Here is a 20,148-nt window from a genome sequence, read left to right on the forward strand (position 1 = left end):
TCCGCATGACCACTCCTTTGCAGAACATCGGCATCAACACCCTCGATGGCAAGCCGACTTCACTCGGCGAGTACGACGGCCGCGCCGTGCTCGTGGTGAACGTCGCCTCGAAGTGTGGGCTCACTCCCCAATACAAAGGCCTGGAGAAGCTGGCCACCGACTACGCCGACCGTGGACTGACCGTGGTCGGGATTCCGTGTAACCAGTTCATGGGGCAGGAGCCAGGCACTGCGGAGGAGATCGCGACCTTCTGCTCCACGAGCTACGGGGTCACATTCCCGTTGCTCGAGAAGATCGAGGTGAACGGCGAGAATCGGCATCCGTTGTACGGCGAGTTGACCAAGGCAACGGACAGCGAGGGTGCGGCGGGCGACATTCAATGGAACTTCGAGAAGTTCCTCGTCGCTCCTGACGGCACCGTCGTGAACCGGTTCCGTCCCCGCACCGAACCTGATGCTCCGGAGGTCATCGCCGCGATCGAGGCCGTTCTGCCTCGGTAGATGGTTGCCCCGCCGGGCAGAATTTCCCACGGCGACCACCTGGGTTGGGTCCTCGTTCACGTGTTTCGGTGAGAGTGGGTTCATGACCGGACAACTGATCGTTTCTGTGTCAGGCATCAGGGACGAGACGCGTGAGTTCGCGGCGTCGATGGCCGAGGAGATGGACTCGCGCGGAGTGCCGCTGTCGTTGCTCGTTGCCCCGCGCATGAAGGACAAATATCGACTGGTGAGGGACCCGGCGACTCAGAATTGGCTTCGGACGCGTCGGTCTCTGGGTGACGCCGTCCTCTTGCACGGATACGACCAGGCGGCAACGAAGCGTCGGCGGGCCGAGTTTGCGGCGCTGCCCGAGCACGAGGCGCGACTGCGTCTGCTCGCGGCCGATCGTGTCATGGAGCAGGTCGGTCTGCGCACGCGACTGTTCGCCCCGCCGCGCTGGGTGGCATCGCCGGGCGCGGTTGCGGCACTTCCGTCCGTGGGCTTCCGGTTGCTGGCCGGGATGACGGCCATACACGACCTCACGCGTGAGACGTCGGTTCGTTCACGCGTGCTGAGTATCGGTGGGGGATCTCGTACCGAACCGTGGTGGTGCAGGACACTCGTACTCGCCGCCGGGCGGACTGCCCGGCGCGGAGGAATAGTGCGCCTCTCGATCACCGCCAAACAGCTGGGAACCTCCGGCCCCCGGCAGGCTCTGCTCGATGCCGTCGACCTCGCACTCCACCACGGTGCGCAGCCGACGGTTTATCGCTGGAAGCCTCGAAGCCCGCGTATCGGCGTCGCATGAGTACCGCGAGCTGTGATCAGGCGACCTCGATGCTCGACTCTTCTGGCATGGTGCGAAAGTCGGTTCCGCTACCCGCCATGTCGGCGAAGCGGGCGTAGAAGATCCCGGTGGCCTCGTTCGCGATGATGGCTTGGTGGATGGGCACCGCCACTCGTGGTGCTACGGCGCGCAGGTAATCGATGGTCTCGGACATCTTCATCCACGGAGCTGCCGCGGGCAGTGCGAGGACGTCAACCTTCTGCTCGGGGACGAACAGTGAGTCGCCCGGATGCATGAGCTGTGCGGGGTCAGTGGCGTCGCCGAGCAGAAATGCCGTGTTGTCGATTACCGGGATGTCGGGATGGATCACAGCGTGCGTCCCTCCGGTTCCAGTTATGTGCACATTGCCGACGTCGAATTCGTCGCCGGCGTGCACTGCCCGCCACGCACCACCGAGTTGGGCAGCGGTCTGCGGGTCCGAGTAGAGCGCTGCCTCAGGGTTCGCCTCGACGAGTGCGGGTAGTCGCTCCTGGTCGACATGGTCGGCATGCTGGTGCGTGACAAGGATCGCGTCCAGGCCGGTGATGCCCTCGAATCCGTGGGAGAAGTTGCCGGGATCGATGAGAATTGTCGATCCGTTCAACTCGACGAGAACGCAACTGTGGCCGAAGTGAGTCAGTCTCATGTATTCGAGTATGCGCTTGTGTGCATGCCTCGTCCCGCTCGTCCGATGAGGAGGTCAGTCGGCCAGCCCGGTAAACTTCCGGGTGCCCGGTGCTCCGCTCTGGGCTCGCGTACAACTACCGAGGAGAGCACGTGGCGCGTGTCGTCGTCGAAGTCATGCCCAAGGCCGAGATTCTCGACCCTCAGGGCCAGGCCATTGCTGGAGCGCTGCCCCGCCTCGGCTTCGCTGGAGTTTCCGATGTCCGTCAGGGCAAGAGGTTCGAGCTCGAGGTCGACGGCAGCGTCGACGACGCTCAACTCGAGAAGATCGCTGAGGCACTGCTGGCGAATACCGTGATCGAGGACTGGACCGTCAGGCGAGTCGAGGCATGAGCGCCCGCGTCGGAGTTATCACTTTCCCCGGCACACTCGATGACGTCGACGCCGCACGAGCGGTGAGCCTCGCCGGCGGCGAGGCCGTCAGCCTCTGGCACGGCGACGCCGACCTCGAGGGTGTGGACGCTGTCATCGTGCCCGGCGGCTTCTCTTACGGCGACTATCTGCGTGCGGGCGCTATCGCTCGATTCGCTCCCGTCATGGGGAAAGTCATTCAGGCGGCGCGGGGTGGTATGCCGATCTTGGGCATCTGCAACGGGTTTCAGATTCTGTGCGAAGCAGGCCTCCTGCCCGGCGCACTCACCCGCAACCAGGGCCTGCATTTCATTTGCCGCGACGAATGGCTGAAGGTCGAGTCGACCTCTACGGCGTGGACGTCCCGCTACGAGCCGGGTGCTGAGATCCTCATCCCACTCAAGTCGGGTGAGGGCCGTTACCAGGCCTCGGAGGATGTCCTCGATGAACTCGAGGGCGACGGCCGCGTGGTGTTTCGGTATGCGGGCGACAATCTCAACGGTTCACAGCGTGGCATCGCCGGTATCGCGTCAGCCGATGGCCGAATCGTGGGCCTCATGCCGCATCCCGAGCATTCCACGGAGGCGCTCACGGGCCCCAGTGACGACGGACTCGGCATGTTCTACTCCGTCCTCGACAGTGTGATCACCGCCTGACCACGCAGGCGGGGTGATCACCGCCTGACCACGCAGGCGGGGTGATCACCGCCTGACGCATCGGGCTCTGGCCGAAGTGTGTCGGTGGCCATCTCTACGGTGCAGGCATGGCAATCACACTCGGCATGATCACGTTCGATACAACGGATCCCAGGTCGCTCGCGGCTTGGTGGGCGAAGCAGATGGGCGGCACGATCGAGCAGGAGAATGAGGGTTGGTTCTGTGTCGTCGGCCTTCCGAAGTCTCCGCAGAAACTTGCGTTCCAGAAGGTCGACAGCCCCACCCCGGGAAAGAATCGCGTCCATCTCGATCTGGGGTCCGACGACCTCGACGGCGAGGTGACCAGACTGACCTCGGACGGCGCGAGCATGGTCGATCAGCACGATATGAACGGTTTCCGCTGGGTCACGCTCGCCGATCCGGACGGTAACCAGTTCTGTATCGCGGGTCACGAGGCTTAGACAGTCACGAGGAAGGCATGATTGGCGCCATGCCTTCCACAACGTGGGCCGACGCCCAGGGACTGTGTACCTTCATCGACGCGTCACCGTCGCCGTTCCACGTGTGCGCGACGGTGGCGATGTCGCTCAGCGGCAACGGGTTCACCGAGCTGCAGGAAACGGATTCGTGGCCGGGGGAACCTGGACGCTACTTCGTGGTACGCGGCGGATCGCTCATCGCGTGGAGTACTGAACACGTCGGTCGGACAGCGCCGTTCCGTATCGTCGGTGCGCATACGGACAGTCCGAACCTGCGTGTCAAGCAGCATCCGGATCTGACGTCGGCCGGATGGCAGATGGTGAGCCTGGAACCGTACGGAGGCGCCTGGCTCAACTCGTGGCTCGACCGCGACCTCGGTATCTCGGGTCGGCTCAGTGTGCGGGTCGGCAACAAGGTGGAGCAGAAGCTGGTCCGGATCGACCAACCGATTCTGCGGGTGCCGCAACTGGCCATCCACCTTTCCGAGGACCGCAAGGGTGTGCATCTGGACCCGCAACGCCACCTCAACGCGATATGGGGTGTCGGGACCGAGCGGCGGTCGTTCATCGACTTCGTGGCAGGTCACGCAGAGGTGCCGGCCGACTCGGTGCTCGGGTGGGAGCTGATGACCCACGACCTTGCACCCAGCGCGCTGGTCGGAGCTGAACAGGACCTGGTCAGCGCTCCGAGGCTCGACAACCAGGGAACCTGCTACGCGGGAACCCTGGCATTGCTTGCGGCCGCCGAGAATCCGGGCGTCCACGCCCCAGTCCTCGTGCTGTTCGACCATGAGGAAGTGGGCAGCATGTCGGATCGCGGGGCATTCTCGGATCTGCTGAACACGGTTCTCGAGAGGATCGTCCTCGGGCGCGGCGGTGGACGAGAAGAATTTCTGCAAGCCATGGCGGGGTCGGTGTGTGCGTCCGGCGACATGGCGCACGCAACTCACCCCAACTACCCGGACCGGCACGAGCCCACCCACCGGATCGCCATCAATGGCGGGCCGGTACTCAAGGTCAACCAGAACCTGCGATACGCCACCGACGCGGCCGGAACAGGCGCGTTCGCTTTGGCCTGTGACCAGGCGGGGGTGCCTCTGCAGAAGTACGTACACCGGGCTGACTTGCCGTGCGGATCCACCATCGGTCCGATCACCGCGTCGCGAACCGGGTTGAGCACCGTCGATGTCGGGGCTGCCCAGCTGGGGATGCACTCGTCGAGGGAACTCATGGGCGCCCGTGACATACGGGCATACTCCGATGCCCTTGCGGCCTTTCTGGCGCCGCTGGACTAGCATGGCTCGGCCCGTGCTCGCCGAGGAGGACGGGCATCAAGTGTGCCCGATGCTGTTGACAGTTAATAACAATTGTCACATCAGACACTACAGTAACTGATTGTTCGTGCCAGGCTGGGCCTGGCTTTCTTCTGTCCCATTTGTCGAACCCCGAGAGGACCTTGCCTGTGCGCCCACCGAAATTGTCTTGGCCTGTGACGTTGTCTGCGGCTGTGGTCGCAATCACCCTCTCGGCGTCGGCGGTCGCGCCTGCCTCGGCAGCGGGCGGACCTTGCGGTCAGGGCGGATCGGGAAGTTCCAGCGGCAGCAGTGGTTCGAGCGGCAGCAGTGGTTCGAGCGGCAGCAGTGGTTCCAGCGGCAGTCTCCGCGTGCTGGCCGCGGCGATGCCGTGGATCATCGGCCCTCCGGACGGCGGCGTCCCTCAACTGACCGGCAGGACCAAGGCGATTGAGATGGTCACCGGTCCGGGCAGCCCGAACGACACCATCAAACGCTTCAACGTCTCGGGCACCGACCTGGGCATCATGTGGGACAACGGCAACGCCGTGGGTCAGAATGACGTGCTGATGGCCTTCGGTGACACCGTCGGCGACTGCGATGCCCCCGGCGACGATTGGCGCAGCAACGTGCTCTTCCGCAGCTCCGATATGGACTTGTCCGACGGCATGCGCATCGACAGTTCACCGCTGAACGGGCCGAACAACTCGAAGGAGATCATCCCCGGTTTCGGCATCCCGGGTGAGTTCACGACCATTCCCACCGCGGGCATCGCGGTGGACGGCGTGCAGTACGTCCGGTTCATGTCGGTGAAGTCCTGGGACCAGCCGGGTTACTGGACCACCAACTATTCGGCCATCGCGTCCTCGATCGACAACGGCGAGAACTGGGTCTTGGAGCCCACGACCGTCCGCGCCAACATCGAGGGCATCGACATTCCGGGAATCGCGGCGGTCACCCCCGGCAACTCGAACTTCCAGCAGAGCGCCTTCGTCCACGGCGACGACGGCTACGTCTACGAGTTCGGTACCCCGTCAGGCCGACAGGGTAGCGCGCTGCTCGCCCGGGTTCTCGGTCCGCAGATCCGCGACCTGAACGCGTACGAGTACTGGGACGGCGAAGATTGGACCCCTGACCTGAAGCTCGCGGTACCGGTGATCAAATCGCCAGTCAGCGAGCTGGGTGTCCAGTGGAACGGCTATCTGAACAAGTACGTGGCGATGTACACCGACGCCTCGAACTCGCTAGTGATCCGGCAGGCGGACCGCCTCGAAGGCCCGTGGAGTGGGACCCAGACCATTCTGAGCGGGCATCTGGTTCCGTCGCTCTACGGCGGCTTCATGCATCCCTGGTCGAGCGGGCAATACCTCTATTTCGTGGCCACCACCTGGGACCGCTACAACGTTATCTACATGCGCACTGACCTCGACGGTCTGCAGATGGCGTCGACCGACAAGATTGACCGGCCGGACCCCGCGACGACCGGCGAGGCGCAGCTGCTGAAGATCGAATACCCGGACGAACAGTGATCGGCCGACGCAGCTGATCGACTGCGGCCAGTCCGTACGTGGGCGGGCCGCCGGATAGACTGGCGAACGGCACGCCATCACCAGGGCGTGCCGTTTCGACTCCCGCAGGAAAGGGACTCCACCTCCAGTGTCAGCACACCCGGTCGATACCGTCAGCGCCGCAGCCGCTACTCCTGAAGTCGCACAGCCCTTCAAGGAACTCGGCCTCAAGGACGACGAGTACGCCCGCATCAAGGAGATACTGGGTCGTCGACCCACCGACGCCGAGCTCGCGATGTACTCGGTGATGTGGAGTGAACACTGCTCCTACAAGTCGTCCAAGGTGCACCTGAGGTACTTCGGCGAAACCACGACGGACGAGATGCGCTCGTCGATGCTCGCCGGGATCGGTGAGAACGCGGGTGTGGTCGACATCGGCGACGGCTGGGCGGTCACCTTCAAGGTCGAGAGCCACAACCACCCGTCATACGTCGAGCCCTACCAGGGAGCGGCCACGGGTGTCGGCGGCATCGTCCGCGACATCATGGCCATGGGCGCGCGACCCATCGCAGTCATGGACCAACTGCGCTTCGGCGCGGCGGATGCCCCCGACACCCGTCGGGTCGTCGACGGCGTGGTCCGCGGCATCGGCGGCTACGGCAACTCCCTCGGTCTGCCCAACGTCGGTGGCGAGACTGTGTTCGACGAGTCCTACGCGGGCAACCCCCTGGTTAACGCGCTGTGCGCCGGCGCGATGCGGGTCGAGGACCTACACCTGGCATTCGCGTCAGGAGCGGGCAACAAGATCATCCTGTTCGGCGCCCGCACCGGCCTCGACGGCATCGGCGGTGTTTCCGTGCTGGCCTCGGAGACGTTCGACGAGGCGCAGGGACGCAAGAAACTCCCGGCTGTGCAGGTCGGTGACCCGTTCACCGAGAAGGTACTCATCGAGTGTTGCCTCGAGCTGTACTCGGCCAAGCTCGTGGTCGGCATCCAGGACCTCGGCGGTGCCGGCCTGTCCTGCGCCACGTCGGAGCTGGCCGCGGCCGGTGACGGCGGAATGCACATCAACCTCGAGCAGGTTCCGATGCGTGCCACCGGAATGACCCCCGCCGAGGTGCTTTCCAGCGAGTCGCAGGAGCGCATGTGCGCTGTTGTCGCGCCTGAGAACGTCGACGCGTTCATGGAGGTCTGCAAGAAGTGGGACGTCCTCGCCACCGTGATCGGAGAGGTCACCGACGGTGAGCGCCTGACGATCTCCTGGCATGGCGAGACCGTTGTCGACGTTCCGCCACGCACCGTCGCCCACGAGGGTCCTGTGTACGAGCGGCCGGTCCAGCGTCCGGAGAGCCAGGACGCCCTGATAACGAACACCACCGCGGGTTTGACACGCCCCGAGTCAGCGGAGGAGTTGAAGGCGACTCTGCTGAAGATGCTTGCTTCTCCGGCGCTTTGTAGCCGCAAGTGGATCACTGAGCAGTACGACCGTTACGTGCGCGGCAACACGGTCCTCGCCGAGAACGCCGACTCCGGTGTGATCCGTGTCGACGAAAAGACCGGTCGCGGAATTGCACTCGCCACCGATGCGTCCGGTCGCTACACGTCCCTCGATCCCTACACCGGCGCGCAACTCGCACTCGCCGAGGCGTTCCGCAACGTCGCTGTCACCGGGGCAACCCCGAAGGCCGTCAGCAACTGTCTCAACTTCGGTTCGCCGGAGGATCCGGGCGTGATGTGGCAGTTCCAGCAGGCCGTCCGCGGTCTGGCGGACGGTTGTGCGAAGCTCGGCATCCCCGTCACCGGCGGTAACGTCAGCTTCTACAACCAGACCGGTTCCACCGCGATCCTGCCCACCCCGGTGGTGGCCGTGCTCGGGGTCATCGACGATGTGCACAGGCGCATCCCTACCGGCCTAGGCCTCGAGCCGGGCGAGACGCTGATCCTCCTCGGCGATACACACGACGAGTTCGACGGCTCGATCTGGTCTCAGGTCGAGCACGGGCACCTCGGCGGAGTGCCGCCGAAGGTGGACCTCGAGCGAGAGCAACTGCTGGCCGACATCCTCCTCGCCGCGTCGCGAGACGGCCTGGTTTCAGCCGCCCACGACCTGTCCGAAGGGGGGCTCGCTCAGGCGGTAGTGGAGGCTGCGCTTGCAGGTGAGACCGGTTGTCGCATACTGCTTCCCGACGGCGCCGACCCGTTTGTCACACTGTTCTCGGAGTCGACGGGCCGTGTGCTCGTCGCTGTTCCGCGGACAGAGGAAACCCGATTCACCGGGATGTGTACGGCCCGCGGCCTTCCATGGGTACGCATCGGTGTGGTCGACGAAGGTTCCGATTCCGTCGAGGTACAGGGACAGTTCTCGGTTACATTGACACAGTTGCGTGAGACCTTCGAGGGAACACTACCGGCACTATTCGGGTGATGGATGGTCGAATCGGGAGCTCTGGACAGGGTTGAGACAGGGCCGCGGGGGCGCCCGCGGTTGGTGGACCCTGCTGTCCTCCACGGCCCTCGGCTCGACCGGATGTGGCGATTCCTGCGCCTCGACTTCACTGGTATCGCCTTCGCGACACTGTTCTTCTGCTGGTCGCTGACGCCTTCGCTGCTTCCCCGCGACTGGTTGTTCCAGGGTCTGATCGGCGGCATCAACGGGGCGATCGGGTACACGGTCGGAGCATCCATCGGCTGGGTTGTGCGGCGGTTCCTCCTGCGGCGCCGATCCTGGTGGCCGCCACCGGAACCGTGGGCGACAGCGCTGAAGGCGATCGTCGTTCTCGTCTGTGTACTCGCGAGCATCGTGATGCTCGCATACTCCGCGGCGTGGCAACGGGAACTCGCCGCGCTGATGGGTGCCGAGGGGACGACCACCACCGGGTACATACGCACCGGCGGCTTGAGCATCCTCGTGGTTGCCGCGATCATCTCGGTGTGGCGACTGTTGCGAGAACTGGTGCGGTGGATCGCGGGACGACTCATCCGACGCTGGCGCCTCACGATCCCGACAGCTACCACGGTGGGCATCCTCATAGTGACGGTGCTGTTCTTCCTTCTCGTCGACGGCGTCTTCAAGCGAGGCGTCTACTCAGCTACCAACGCGGCATTCAGCCTCCAGAACTCGTCCACCCGAAACGGTGCCGAACAACCTCTCGATCCAGCGAAGTCGGGTAGCCCCGAGTCGTACGCACCTTGGGACACACTCGGTTACGAGGGCCGGAACTTCGTTTCCCGGGGTCTCAGTGCCGACGAACTCACCGCGACGAATGGTGTACCCGCAAAGAATCCGATTCGCGTCTACGCCGGTCTGGATACGGCGGAGGACGCCGATGAGCGGATGGATATCGTCATCGACGAACTCGAGCGCACCGGAGCATTCGACCGGGAGATTCTCGCCATCATCCCGACCACCGGCACCGGCTGGGTCAACCCGACTGCGGCCCAGGCGATCGAGTTGGTGCACAACGGTGACACGGCGCTGGTGGCGAGCCAGTACTCGTTCCTGCCGAGCTGGATCTCGTTCCTCGCCGACCGTGACAAGGCCGAAGAGGCGGGAAAGATGCTGATCGACCGGGTGCACGAGCGATGGTTGCGCGAACCCGAGGCGACCCGCCCCAAGTTGATCGTGTACGGCGAGAGTCTGGGCACCCAAGCGGGGGAAGGAGCCTTCAGCACTCTGGCAGATATCCGGCAGACCGTCGACGGCGTGCTGTGGGTCGGGCCTCCCAACGGGAATCGCTTGTGGGGAGAACTGGTTCGGAACAGAGATGCGGGAAGCACCGAGATCGAACCTGTGTACGGGGGAGGTCTGGTGGTGCGGTTCGCAGACAACACCACCGACATGACCGAGAACGCCGATCAGTGGAGTTCGCCGCGCATCCTGTACATCCAGTTTCCGTCCGACCCAGTGGTGTGGTGGTCACCGGACCTCGCGTTCACCCGTCCGGACTGGCTGAGGGAACCGCCCGGCCAGGATCGGTCTCCGTCTATGAAATGGTTTCCGTTCGTGACGTTTTGGCAGGTGTCGGCCGATCTCACCAATGCCGCCGGGGTACCGGACGGGCACGGACACAACTATGGGACGCTCGTCCTCGACGGATGGATCGCCGTCGTACAGCCAGAGGGGTGGACCGCTGCCGACACCGAACGGGTCCGGTCGACTCTCGAATCCGTCGCCGGTACAGAGGGTCCCGAGAAGTGACCAAATTGGCTTCCGTTGCGGGCGCAGCGGCGACAGTGGTGTGGAACAACGTGATACTTCCGCGGTCGGGTTTGGGTCCGACCGGACGGGCCGTCGCCGGCGGCGCGTTCGGACTTGCAGCCGTGGCGTCAGCACGGTCGGCGGGGTATGGCGTAGACGAACTCGGGCTGTCTGTGACGAAGATGCCTGCAGGGCTGAGATACGGTACTGCCGCCTCGGCCCTCCCGATCGCCGGATACGTGACTGCACTTAGCGTTTCGGCGTTGCGGAAGCGGGTTCCGCCGAGGCAGACGTCCCCGGACCTCGCCGGTTGGGTGCTGTTCCGCATTCCCGTCGGAACCGTAGTCCATGAAGAATTGGTGTTCCGCAGTGCTCTGTCGGCGATACTCGGCCGATCCTGGCCATCCGCAACGGCTCGTGTCCTGCATGCGACGACGTTCGGGTTGTGGCACATTCGCGCTGCGCGGATATCGGAGGACTCGGTCGCCGGGACACTGTTGGTCACCTGTGCATTCGCATGGCTCCTCGATTGGTTGCGCCGACGCAGCGGCAGCGTCGTAGCTCCCGCGCTACTGCATCTTTCCGTCAATGTCGCGGGAGCAATCGTGGTCGAATCGATGCGCAGACGCGCCCACTAGATTGACTTCATGCCCTCGCGTCGTGCTGTAGATCCCGCCGAACTCAGAGCCGCCGTCCTCGAGGTCGGTTCATGGCTGCTCGGCGACACCGACGAGCAGCCGGCGCGCGCACAGCTGGCCGCAGCCGTCCGGCTCAGCGCACGGACCCTCGAGCAGGTCGCTCCCGGTTCGAGCGTCGAGGTCCGGGTCCCACCGTTCGTCGCGGTGCAGTGCATCGCAGGACCTCGGCATACCCGCGGTACCCCGCCCAATGTGGTGGAGACGGACCCCAAGACGTGGTTGTTACTGGTGACGGGACTTCTCGAATTCGACGACGCCAGCGCTCGGGGTGACGTTACGGCTTCGGGGAGCCGTGCGGGGGAGATCTCTCATTGGCTGCCGTTGCTGAGCGTCCAGCAGCGTTAGCCCATCCACATCGCGCGGGTGCGTGGCAGGCCACTCGAGCCGTCGTCCGAGGGGCGTACGGCGAGCACCTGATGGATCGTCAGACGGCCCTTCTCTTCGAACCCCAAAGCACTGGCCGCGAGGTAGAGCAACCAGGTGCGGGCGCGCTCCGCTCCGACGAGCTCGACCGCATCGTCCCAGGAGCCTCGCAGTCGGTCCACCCACGCCCGCAGGGTGAGCGCGTAGTGCTCGCGCAGCGCCTCGGTGTCGCGGACTTCGAGCCCGGCCCGCTCGAATGCGTCGATGGTTTTGCTCAGCGGCAGCACCTCGCCGTCCGGGAAGATGTAGTTCTCGATCAGTCCCGGCGAGTTGCCCGCATCGGTGCGAGAGCAAACCGAGGCGATGGCGTGGTTGAGCAGGCGTCCGCGCGGACGCAACAGACCGAAGAGTCGCTCGGCGTATACGGGAAGGGCCGATGCGCCGACGTGCTCGGACATGCCGATGCTCGAGATCACGTCGTAGGGTCCGTCCATCACGTCGCGATAGTCCTGCACCCGTATTTCGACCTGGTCCGAGAGTCCGGCCTCCGCGACCCGGGACCGGGCCCATTGTGCCTGTTCATGACTGAGGGTGACACCGACGACGGAGACGTTGTATTTCTGCGCGGCGTGGATCGCCATCGAACCCCAGCCGCAGCCCACGTCCAGTAGTCGCATCCCGGACTCGAGCCCCAGCTTGCGGCAGACCAGGTCGAGCTTGTCGTTTTGGGCCTCGTCCAGCGATCCGCGCGCGCTTGGATCGTCGGCTCGCTGGTCCCAGTACCCACACGAGTAGACCATCGTCGGCCCGAGGAACAGTCGGTAGAAATCATTTCCCACGTCGTAGTGATGTGAGACCGACGATGCGTCCCGCTGCTTACTGTGCTTGGTGCCGCGCCGCCGGGGCACCTCGACAGATGGCGGTCGGGGTGGCAATCCGAGTCCGCCGAGTCGAACGAACGTCGCCAGCGACCGCACGACCGTTCGGCGACCGCCCAGGCGGACGACCGTCGGCAGCGACCGGACGCCCGTTCGGCGCTCGGCTCCGCGCAGGCTGAGGGTTTCCAATCGGCTGACGAGGCCGGGAAGAGCCAGGAGACGGAAGACGTCGCCTTCGATTTCGAGGTCACCGGCCACATACGCCCGAACGAGGCCGAGCTCGTTCGGCGACCACAGAACCCGTCGGATTGCACGGCGGTTGCGGAAGACGACCGTGACGTCCGATTCCGGTCCCGCTTCGGAGCCATCCCAACAGCGGACATGCACGGGCGGGGGAATGCCCATCACACCCTCGAAGGCGGTCAACAGGCGCTGCGCTGCGGTCGGAGCCGTGCAAGGGGTGATCATCAGAAAGCCCCCGCTCTGTAGTTCGAGGCTGCTTATCCGTGCTGAAAACCATCCTAGTTTTCTCGGTCGTCGGGGAACCAGGGCGTGTTGGATCGGGACCGTGGACGAAGCACTGGTGGATGGCACGTAGACTGACCTTGCCGATCACACGCCCATCCCCAGGGAGCACGCTGGTGACCAGAGCCGATATGTCGGTCCAGAGTCCAAATCTCCAATCTTCGAGCCCGTCCGACGAGGACGAGAACGAGCCCCGCGAAGAGTGTGGGGTATTCGGCGTCTGGGCGCCCGGAGAAGATGTAGCGAAACTCACCTACTACGGACTTTATGCGCTGCAGCACCGTGGGCAGGAGGCTGCAGGAATCGCAGTCGCCGACGGGTCGCAAGTACTGGTCTTCAAGGACATCGGGTTGGTCAGCCAGGTGTTCGATGAGCAGACTCTGGCAGCAATGCCCGGCCACGTCGCGGTGGGCCACTGTCGTTACTCGACGACGGGTTCGTCGACGTGGGACAACGCGCAGCCGATCTTTCGGACCACCGCTGCCGGTAGTGGTATTGCTCTCGGGCACAACGGAAATCTCGTCAACACCGCAGAGCTCGCCGACCGTGCGCGGGCAGCGGGGCTGATCAACGCCAGGCACCCCGGCGGTGCCACATCCGACTCGGACATCGTCGGCGCGCTTCTTGCCGACGCTGCCGCAGACACCACTGTCGAGCAGGCGGCCATGACGTTGCTGCCCACCTTGCGGGGTGCGTTCTGCTTCACGTTCATGGACGAGCACACGCTCTACGCCGCTCGTGACCCGTACGGCATCCGCCCGTTGTGTTTGGGACGCCTGGACCGCGGATGGGTTGTGGCGAGCGAGACCGCGGCCCTCGACATCGTGGGCGCATCGTTCGTCCGTGAGATCGAGCCTGGCGAACTCCTCGCTATCGATGCTGACGGCGTCCGCTCCTCACGTTTCGCGAACCCCGAGCCGAAGGGCTGTGTGTTCGAGTACGTATATCTCGCACGTCCGGACAGCGTCATCGCCGGACGGTCCGTACACGCCACTCGTGTGGAGATCGGTCGCCGCCTCGCCGCCGAGCATCCCGTCGACGGTGATCTGGTCATCCCGGTACCGGAGTCGGGCACCCCCGCGGCGGTTGGGTATGCGCAGGGGTCGGGGATTCCCTACGGCCAGGGTCTGATGAAGAACGCCTACGTCGGCCGTACATTCATTCAGCCGTCGCAGACGATTCGCCAGCTGGGTATCCGCCTCAAGCTCAACCCACTCAAGGAAGTCATTCGCGGCAAGCGCCTCGTGGTGGTGGACGACTCCATCGTCCGCGGTAACACCCAGCGCGCGCTCATCCGTATGCTCCGGGAGGCTGGTGCCGTGGAGATCCATGTCAGGATCGCGTCTCCGCCGGTCAAGTGGCCTTGCTTTTACGGCATCGACTTCGCCTCCCCGGCCGAACTGATTGCCAACGGCGCGACCGGCGGTGCGGAACCCGGCAGCTTCGACGAGATGCTCGAGGGTGTCCGCCGCTCCATCGGCGCCGACACCCTCGGCTACATCTCCATCGACAGTATGATCGCCGCCACGGAGCAACCGGCGTCGCGACTGTGTGCAGCCTGCTTCGATGGCGAGTATCCCATCGCGGTCCCCGCGGAAATCGGCAAGAACGTTCTCGAAGGCATGCTGGAGAGCGCGGCGGGGAGCCCCGCGACTCGGGACAACGACAATGCGAGTGCCCTCAGTCGGCCATAGACAGGTGAAGATTGGCGGTGGCTCCGGCTGACGGGGAACCGCCTCGCTGATCGGGATCGAGGAGTCTCGAATCGGGAGGTCGCATGTGCTCATTCCTGCTGCCTGCTGATCCGGATCCGCACCCTCAACTGGGGATTGATCTGTCGATTCCGGTACCGTGAGGACGCAATCACAGCACTCGATTGCTTGACCGAAAAGACTATTGACGAGCAACAGAAGGCTGGAGTAGCAACCAAATGACCGAGGATCCGACAACTCGTTCTGGCGCGTCGTACGCTGACGCAGGAGTGGATATCGCCGCGGGCGATCGGGCGGTTGAACTCTTCGCCCCCCTGGCCAAGAGGGCCAGTCGTCCCGAGGTTCTCGGGGGTCTCGGCGGATTTGCGGGTCTGTTCTCGCTCAAGGGTGACTACAAGGAACCGCTTCTCGCAGCCTCAACCGATGGCGTGGGCACCAAGCTCGCAGTCGCGCAGGCGCTCGACAAGCATGACACCGTAGGCCTGGATCTGGTCGCAATGGTGGTCGACGACCTCGTTGTGTGCGGTGCCGAGCCGCTATTCCTGCAGGACTACATCGCCGTTGGCCGAGTCGTTCCGGAACGTGTCGCGGAACTTGTCAACGGCATCGCTGAAGGTTGCATCCAGGCTGGTTGTGCTCTGCTCGGTGGTGAGACGGCCGAGCATCCCGGCGTGATGGCCGATGGCGACTACGATCTCTCGGCGACAGGAGTAGGCGTCGTCGAGGCCGATCAAGTACTCGGACCCGACCGCGTCCGTCCGGGCGATGTCGTGATCGCCATGGGGTCGTCGGGACTCCATTCCAACGGGTACTCGCTTGCCCGCAAGGTCCTGCTCGAGATCGGCCACATGAGTCTCACGGCGCATGTGGACGAGTTCAGTCGCACGCTGGGCGAGGAGATGCTCGAACCTACCAAGATCTACGCGAAAGATTGCTTGGCGCTCGCTGCCGAGACCGAGGTGCGAACGTTCTGCCACGTCACTGGGGGCGGACTGGCCGGGAACCTTGCGCGCGTCATGCCCAAGGGCCTCGTCGCCGAACTGGACCGCGGAACCTGGAGTCCCGCCCCGATCTTCGCGATGATCGCGCAGCGCGGAAGGGTTGAGCGAGCGGAGATGGAGCAGACCTTCAACATGGGCGTCGGCATGGTCGCAGTTGTGGCACCTGAGGACGTCGATCGTGCGTTGGCCGTGCTGACGGCACGGCACATCGACTGCTGGACCCTCGGCAGCATCAAGAAGTCGCAGGATGTTTCGGCTGCTCGCGCGGTTCTTGCCGGCGATCACCCAAGATTCTGATCGCGCAACGTTTCGGGGGCTGACACCGTTCGTGGGGAACCCGAGGTGAATCGGCTCCCGAAACGTCTACGCCCAGCCGACGCTCAGGTCGAAATGAGGGGGAGCCGTCGGCTCCCCCTCATTTGGTTTGTGTACGGATTTCAGCGCCGCCAGTCGTCGTCGTCCTCCTGGGAGTAACCGTCCCGGTCGGCACGCTGGTCGGCGAAGACCTCGTCCCGACGCGAGTTGGACGACCCACCTGAGAGCTCTCTTTGCAGGCTGTCAAAATCCGTGGTCGGTACGCTGTACTTCAGCTCGCGTGCAACCTTGGTCTGCTTTGCCTTAGCCCGGCCGCGGCCCATGGCTGACCCCCTCGCGCTTTCGCGGGGCGGCCTGGGGAATTTGGCGGCCCCGTTTGAGTGTGTATGTTCCTGCCCCACACTCTAGCGTGGAAAAGTCGCTCGCGCTTCCATCCCCACCCGAAAGGCGTGTCAGTTAAGTCTCACCCTGTCCGCAAATGGCCCCGATGAAGGCAATTCGCGTTCAGAAGACTCCGGGAATCGCGCAAACAGTGCCCACCCTGACCCCGCCTCCGAGTACGGGCTGCGATGCGAGAGCCGCCAGATCCTCCGTCCACCGGACGCCCATGTGGCGGAGAAGTGCTGCAGCGAGGGGCAACCGGGCACGCTCGTGACCATCGTCGATTTTGAGCGCGAAGGCCGAACCGTCAGGCAGCGCGCCCGCGTAGACACCGTCGGCACCCACCTTCGAAAGCAATCCGGGCACGACCGGCATCAGTCGTGCATCGTCTTTGCCGGTCCCTGACACGAGATACGGATGCTCACGGATGGCGTCGGCGACGGCGAGTTCGGGAGTGCCGGACTCGGCCGTCACGAGCCGCGCGAACGCCCGAGCCAGGTGCGTCAACGACAGCGGCACGATCGGCAGCCCACATCCGTCGATTCCGAGTTCGGCATCGACGTCACCGCTGATGGCGCCAAGAGTTTCCACGACCGCGAGTTGCAGCGGATGCGTCGGCTCGAGGTAGCTGTCGAGGGGCCAGTCGTTGACAAGACAGGTCGCGAGCATCGCTGCGTGCTTGCCCGAGCAGTTCATGTACACCGGTCGGGGGAGTTCACCCGCAGCCAGCAGTTCGGCACGTGCGAGCTCGTTGGAAGGCAGATCTGCAGGGCACCGGAGGTGGGACTCATCGAGACCGTGGCGCATGAGGAGTTGCTCGACGAGTTCGATGTGGTCTGATTCACCCTCGTGGGAGGCCGCTGCGATCGCGAGTTCTTCGGAACTGGACGGCGCGAAACCGTTCCGCAGCATCGTCACAACCTGCCAAGGCTTGTTCGACGATCGTGGATAGATCGGTGTGTGCACCTCACCGAGGCTGAGTGCGATCTCACCGTCCGCGCGCAGGATCACCGCCGAACCACGGTGAACGCACTCACGGAATCCCGAACGCACGACCTCGACCAGTTCGGTACTCACTATCGCACTCGCGCTTCCAGTCCGGCGATCTGCCGCCGGGCCTTCTCGGCGACGGTCGGCGCCAGGTTCTCCTGCTGCTCGAGCAGTGCGACGAGTCGCTGTGGGTCGCGGCCCGTGAACAGGTCGCGCACGGTGACACCGTGGGCGGGCACGTGGATGCGGTGGACGGCGTCGCCTGCAGCGACGGAACCCTCGGCTACCACACGCAGGTACGCACCCGTGTCGGCGCGCTGCGTGAAGCGTTTGACCCATTTCGGTTCGGAGGCCCATCGGCCGAACGTGGCACACGGCGTGCGGGGGCCCGTCACTTCCAGTTCGGTTGTGCCGATCTGCCAGCGCTCACCGATCACAGCGTCAGTCGTGGCGATGTCGTCCAAGCGCAAATTCTCGCCGAACCAGCCTGGCGGAAGCTCGCGCCCGAGTTCCGATTCCCAGCGCCTCGCCTCGTTCTCCTGATATGCGTAGACCGCCTTGAACGGGCCGCCGTGATTGACGGTATCGCAGACGTAGTCACCCGACAGCCCAGCCGTCGTCACACGCACAGCGCCGTCGACGGGCCGCTTGTCGATCGCGGTGCGGGTCACACGCTTGCTCCCGCTGTCGCGTTCGCTGTACAGGACGCAGACGGCCAGCACCTTTCCCGGATCGCCAATGACGGTGTTCATCGGCCCCTCAACCGATCGACAGCGGCGCGGCCGGCTTGGATCCCGTCGTCCTCGGGTACGGAGTCGGGGTCGATGGAGGCGGCGCAGGGGCCGGCTACCAATTCGGTGTCGACGGGAATGGAGCGTTTGACGAGGGCGAGCGCGATGGGTCCGAGGTCGTGATGGTCGATCACCGTGCCGATCCGACCAACCGCGCGGCCACCGGCGGTGACCGGTTCCCCGGTCGTCGGCCTGCCCTCTGCGCTGCCATCGAGGTGCAGCAGAACCAGCCGGCGAGGCGGCTTGCCGAGGTTGTGAACCCGGGCCACCGTCTCCTGTCCTCGGTAGCAGCCCTTCTCGAGGTGGACGGCGCCGTGTTCGGTCGGGCCGCCGATCCAGCGCACCTCGTGTGGGATGGTTCGATCGTCCGTGTCGAGACCGATCCGGGGTCGCAGGGCGGCGACCCGCAACGCCTCGAACGCCCAGGTTCCAGCCGGGGCTGCTCCGGCTGCGGTGAGTCGATTCCACCAGTCGCCCAGATGCTGACGCGGAATTAGCAGATCGAACGAATACGCCGTCGGCCAGGGCATGCGGCGGACGAAGCCCCCACCGGGCACCGAGACGGCTGCGTACGGCTCCTCCGGTGAGGTGACGCCTGCTCGGTGGAGCACGGATGCTGCATCGGGGCCGATCATGCTGAGGACTGCCAGTTCGTTGCCGTCACGTGGCTCGGCCTTGGCCCAGAACACCATCTTGGTGAGGAACTGCAGCAGGTCCGGGCCGCGGCCCTCCTCGGTGTCGATCCACGTGATGCCGTCCAGGTCGGTCTGGACGAAGTGGTGTTCGACGCGCCCGTTGGCATCGAGGCTGAGGTTCTCGGCGCTGGAGGCATCGGGGAGTTCAGCAACGTGCTGGCTCGAGATGGTATGCAGCCAAGTCAGCCGCTCGGGTCCGCCGATCGCGATGACGAACCGATTCGACCGGTCCAGCACTACCGCGGAACGTTCGGCTTTGCGCTGTTCACCCAGTGGGTCGCCGTGGTGCCACGCAACACCGGTGTCGGGGGAGTCAGCCGGTGCAGGGACCGCGCCTTCGAAGCTGAGTAGTGGGCTGGGTGAGACGGGCAGTATGTCGGCCACTGCACCAGTCTAGGGACAACGACCTGGCGGCGGTGTAGTGCAGGGTCGATAGGCTGGCCATATGTCTGAGCAAGTGCTGGTGACGCTGGACCGCGAGGTGAGAGACGCCGATGCCCCGCTGTTGTACGCGGATGATCTAGCGGTGGTCCGCGGCGACGGGGTGTTCGAGACACTGCTGGTACGTGGAGGGCGTGCCCTCAAGTTGGAGCCACATCTCGCCCGTCTCCAGACATCGGCTCGTGCTCTGGGATTGCCCAACCCCAATCCGGTCGAGTGGCGAGAGGCCGTGAAGATCGCGGAGCAGGAGTGGGGAGATGAGCGGGAGGGTGCGATGCGCCTCGTGCTCAGTCGCGGACGCGAGTCCGGCGGAGCCGAGACGGCGTTCGTCACCGTCGCACCGGTGTCCGAACGGATCCTTCAGGCGCGGCGAACCGGGGTGTCTGTGCTCATGCTGGCCCGGGGTTTCTCGGTGGACTTGTCGGCGAGTGCGCCATGGCAACTGCTCGGTGCCAAGACTCTGTCCTACGCCACGAACATGGCCGCCCTGCGATATGCGGCCACATTGGGCGCTGACGATGTGATCTTCGTCTCCAGTGAGGGCAATGTGTTGGAAGGGCCACGTTCGACGGTGCTCATCGCTCGTGAGAAGACGCTTCTCACTCCGCCCCCCGATCACGGAATCCTGCCCGGCACTACGCAACAGGCCCTCTACGAAGTGGCGTCCGATAGAGGATTCCGGTGCGAGTACGCCGCCCTGCGCCCGGCAGATCTGATTGCAGCGGACGGGGTATGGCTGATCTCGAGCGTCACCACCGTTGCCCGTGTGCGAAAGATCGACGGACTCGTGTTGCCGGCCGCCCCCCTCGGCGATGAAATCGTTGAGTTGGTAGACCTGGCGATCGAGACAGCGGGTACCGAGTTCACCGAGGTTTGACACTTCTA

20 protein-coding genes are annotated in these 20,148 nt (G+C 64.7%); 14 read left to right on the top strand and 6 right to left on the bottom strand.

Annotated elements, in window-relative coordinates; all coding sequences use genetic code 11:
• The first annotated feature begins 5 nt into the window (after positions 1-5).
• Positions 6-500: a glutathione peroxidase gene (locus AB0I57_RS13800; RefSeq protein ID WP_358335800.1), complete on the top strand. Its 495-nt coding sequence runs from the start codon at positions 6-8 to the stop codon at positions 498-500.
• A gap of 82 nt (positions 501-582) precedes the next feature.
• Positions 583-1,287, top strand: a complete 705-nt coding sequence (locus AB0I57_RS13805; protein ID WP_358335803.1) for a DUF2334 domain-containing protein — start codon at positions 583-585, stop codon at positions 1,285-1,287.
• Positions 1,288-1,303: 16 nt separating this feature from the next.
• On the opposite strand, the gene AB0I57_RS13810 is transcribed toward AB0I57_RS13805, so the two are convergent.
• Positions 1,304-1,951 carry an MBL fold metallo-hydrolase gene (locus tag AB0I57_RS13810; RefSeq protein WP_358335806.1) on the bottom strand — a complete coding sequence of 216 codons (648 nt, stop codon included), beginning with the start codon at positions 1,949-1,951 and terminating at the stop codon, positions 1,304-1,306.
• Between the two features lie 131 nt (positions 1,952-2,082).
• On the opposite strand from AB0I57_RS13810, the gene purS reads away from it, so the two are divergent.
• The 9 genes from purS (at position 2,083) to AB0I57_RS13855 (ending at position 11,516) form a co-directional block, all read left to right on the top strand.
• The gene (gene purS, locus AB0I57_RS13815; RefSeq protein ID WP_070380942.1) at positions 2,083-2,322 is read left to right on the top strand and encodes a phosphoribosylformylglycinamidine synthase subunit PurS; all 240 of its coding nucleotides are present in this window, start codon (positions 2,083-2,085) and stop codon (positions 2,320-2,322) included.
• The gene (purQ, locus tag AB0I57_RS13820; RefSeq protein WP_358335809.1) at positions 2,319-2,996 is read left to right on the top strand and encodes a phosphoribosylformylglycinamidine synthase subunit PurQ; all 678 of its coding nucleotides are present in this window, start codon (positions 2,319-2,321) and stop codon (positions 2,994-2,996) included. The genes purS and purQ overlap by 4 nt, the downstream gene beginning before the upstream one ends.
• 107 nt (positions 2,997-3,103) lie before the next feature.
• Positions 3,104-3,457 carry a VOC family protein gene (locus AB0I57_RS13825; RefSeq protein WP_358335812.1) on the top strand — a complete coding sequence of 118 codons (354 nt, stop codon included), beginning with the start codon at positions 3,104-3,106 and terminating at the stop codon, positions 3,455-3,457.
• A 29-nt stretch (positions 3,458-3,486) separates the two neighbouring features.
• Positions 3,487-4,770: a M18 family aminopeptidase gene (locus tag AB0I57_RS13830; protein ID WP_358335814.1), complete on the top strand. Its 1,284-nt coding sequence runs from the start codon at positions 3,487-3,489 to the stop codon at positions 4,768-4,770.
• A gap of 194 nt (positions 4,771-4,964) precedes the next feature.
• Positions 4,965-6,296: a DUF4185 domain-containing protein gene (locus tag AB0I57_RS13835; RefSeq protein ID WP_358335817.1), complete on the top strand. Its 1,332-nt coding sequence runs from the start codon at positions 4,965-4,967 to the stop codon at positions 6,294-6,296.
• Between the two features lie 127 nt (positions 6,297-6,423).
• Positions 6,424-8,700, top strand: coding sequence for a phosphoribosylformylglycinamidine synthase subunit PurL (gene purL / locus AB0I57_RS13840; protein WP_358335820.1), 2,277 nt, complete (start codon positions 6,424-6,426; stop codon positions 8,698-8,700).
• 3 nt (positions 8,701-8,703) lie between these two features.
• Complete coding sequence (locus AB0I57_RS13845; protein ID WP_358335824.1) at positions 8,704-10,473, top strand: alpha/beta hydrolase; 1,770 nt, start codon at positions 8,704-8,706, stop codon at positions 10,471-10,473.
• A complete protein-coding gene (locus AB0I57_RS13850; protein ID WP_358335827.1) occupies positions 10,470-11,111 on the top strand; it encodes a CPBP family intramembrane glutamic endopeptidase in 642 nt (213 codons plus the stop codon). The genes AB0I57_RS13845 and AB0I57_RS13850 overlap by 4 nt, the downstream gene beginning before the upstream one ends.
• A gap of 9 nt (positions 11,112-11,120) precedes the next feature.
• Positions 11,121-11,516 carry a sterol carrier family protein gene (locus AB0I57_RS13855; RefSeq protein WP_358335830.1) on the top strand — a complete coding sequence of 132 codons (396 nt, stop codon included), beginning with the start codon at positions 11,121-11,123 and terminating at the stop codon, positions 11,514-11,516.
• Here the strand turns inward: AB0I57_RS13855 and AB0I57_RS13860 are convergent.
• The gene (locus AB0I57_RS13860; RefSeq protein ID WP_358335833.1) at positions 11,513-12,880 is read right to left on the bottom strand and encodes a cyclopropane-fatty-acyl-phospholipid synthase family protein; all 1,368 of its coding nucleotides are present in this window, start codon (positions 12,878-12,880) and stop codon (positions 11,513-11,515) included. The two genes, AB0I57_RS13855 and AB0I57_RS13860, sit on opposite strands and share 4 nt — an antisense overlap.
• A 173-nt stretch (positions 12,881-13,053) precedes the next feature.
• On the opposite strand from AB0I57_RS13860, the gene purF reads away from it, so the two are divergent.
• A complete protein-coding gene (gene purF, locus AB0I57_RS13865; protein WP_358335836.1) occupies positions 13,054-14,631 on the top strand; it encodes an amidophosphoribosyltransferase in 1,578 nt (525 codons plus the stop codon).
• Between the two features lie 236 nt (positions 14,632-14,867).
• Positions 14,868-15,947 (top strand): phosphoribosylformylglycinamidine cyclo-ligase, encoded by a 1,080-nt coding sequence (purM, locus tag AB0I57_RS13870; protein ID WP_358335839.1) that lies wholly within the window; start codon positions 14,868-14,870, stop codon positions 15,945-15,947.
• A 140-nt stretch (positions 15,948-16,087) separates the two neighbouring features.
• On the opposite strand, the gene AB0I57_RS13875 is transcribed toward purM, so the two are convergent.
• The 4 genes from AB0I57_RS13875 to AB0I57_RS13890 all read right to left on the bottom strand — a co-directional run bounded on the left by AB0I57_RS13875 (position 16,088) and on the right by AB0I57_RS13890 (position 19,206).
• Complete coding sequence (locus AB0I57_RS13875; RefSeq protein ID WP_358335842.1) at positions 16,088-16,288, bottom strand: DUF3073 domain-containing protein; 201 nt, start codon at positions 16,286-16,288, stop codon at positions 16,088-16,090.
• A 181-nt stretch (positions 16,289-16,469) separates the two neighbouring features.
• Entirely contained in the window at positions 16,470-17,423 is a 954-nt protein-coding gene (locus AB0I57_RS13880) for an asparaginase (protein ID WP_358335845.1), read from the bottom strand.
• On the bottom strand, positions 17,423-18,088 hold the full coding sequence (locus tag AB0I57_RS13885) for an MOSC domain-containing protein (protein WP_358335848.1): 666 nt from the start codon (positions 18,086-18,088) through the stop codon (positions 17,423-17,425). Before AB0I57_RS13885 ends, AB0I57_RS13880 begins: the two co-directional genes overlap by 1 nt.
• Entirely contained in the window at positions 18,085-19,206 is a 1,122-nt protein-coding gene (locus AB0I57_RS13890) for a folate-binding protein (RefSeq protein ID WP_358335851.1), read from the bottom strand. Before AB0I57_RS13890 ends, AB0I57_RS13885 begins: the two co-directional genes overlap by 4 nt.
• Before the next feature lie 61 nt (positions 19,207-19,267).
• Between AB0I57_RS13890 and AB0I57_RS13895 the strand changes: the two genes are divergently transcribed.
• Positions 19,268-20,140 carry an aminodeoxychorismate lyase gene (locus AB0I57_RS13895; protein WP_358335854.1) on the top strand — a complete coding sequence of 291 codons (873 nt, stop codon included), beginning with the start codon at positions 19,268-19,270 and terminating at the stop codon, positions 20,138-20,140.
• Positions 20,141-20,148: the final 8 nt, after the last annotated feature.

The organism is Rhodococcus sp. NPDC049939, from assembly GCF_040656415.1.
Classification (GTDB): Bacteria; Actinomycetota; Actinomycetes; order Mycobacteriales; family Mycobacteriaceae; genus Rhodococcus_F.

What these genes read in the sequence shown, in the direction of transcription:
- AB0I57_RS13800 (WP_358335800.1), top strand. Translation starts at nt 6, where the DNA reads ATGACCACTCCTTTGCAGAACATCGGCATCAACACCCTCGATGGCAAG.
- AB0I57_RS13825 (WP_358335812.1), top strand. Translation starts at nt 3,104, where the DNA reads ATGGCAATCACACTCGGCATGATCACGTTCGATACAACGGATCCCAGG.
- AB0I57_RS13830 (WP_358335814.1), top strand. Translation starts at nt 3,487, where the DNA reads ATGCCTTCCACAACGTGGGCCGACGCCCAGGGACTGTGTACCTTCATC.
- AB0I57_RS13895 (WP_358335854.1), top strand. Translation starts at nt 19,268, where the DNA reads ATGTCTGAGCAAGTGCTGGTGACGCTGGACCGCGAGGTGAGAGACGCC.
- purM (WP_358335839.1), top strand. Translation starts at nt 14,868, where the DNA reads ATGACCGAGGATCCGACAACTCGTTCTGGCGCGTCGTACGCTGACGCA.
- AB0I57_RS13845 (WP_358335824.1), top strand. Translation starts at nt 8,704, where the DNA reads ATGGTCGAATCGGGAGCTCTGGACAGGGTTGAGACAGGGCCGCGGGGG.
- AB0I57_RS13860 (WP_358335833.1), bottom strand. Translation starts at nt 12,880, where the DNA reads ATGATCACCCCTTGCACGGCTCCGACCGCAGCGCAGCGCCTGTTGACC.
- AB0I57_RS13810 (WP_358335806.1), bottom strand. Translation starts at nt 1,951, where the DNA reads ATGAGACTGACTCACTTCGGCCACAGTTGCGTTCTCGTCGAGTTGAAC.
- AB0I57_RS13805 (WP_358335803.1), top strand. Translation starts at nt 583, where the DNA reads ATGACCGGACAACTGATCGTTTCTGTGTCAGGCATCAGGGACGAGACG.
- AB0I57_RS13885 (WP_358335848.1), bottom strand. Translation starts at nt 18,088, where the DNA reads ATGAACACCGTCATTGGCGATCCGGGAAAGGTGCTGGCCGTCTGCGTC.
- purQ (WP_358335809.1), top strand. Translation starts at nt 2,319, where the DNA reads ATGAGCGCCCGCGTCGGAGTTATCACTTTCCCCGGCACACTCGATGAC.
- AB0I57_RS13855 (WP_358335830.1), top strand. Translation starts at nt 11,121, where the DNA reads ATGCCCTCGCGTCGTGCTGTAGATCCCGCCGAACTCAGAGCCGCCGTC.
- AB0I57_RS13875 (WP_358335842.1), bottom strand. Translation starts at nt 16,288, where the DNA reads ATGGGCCGCGGCCGGGCTAAGGCAAAGCAGACCAAGGTTGCACGCGAG.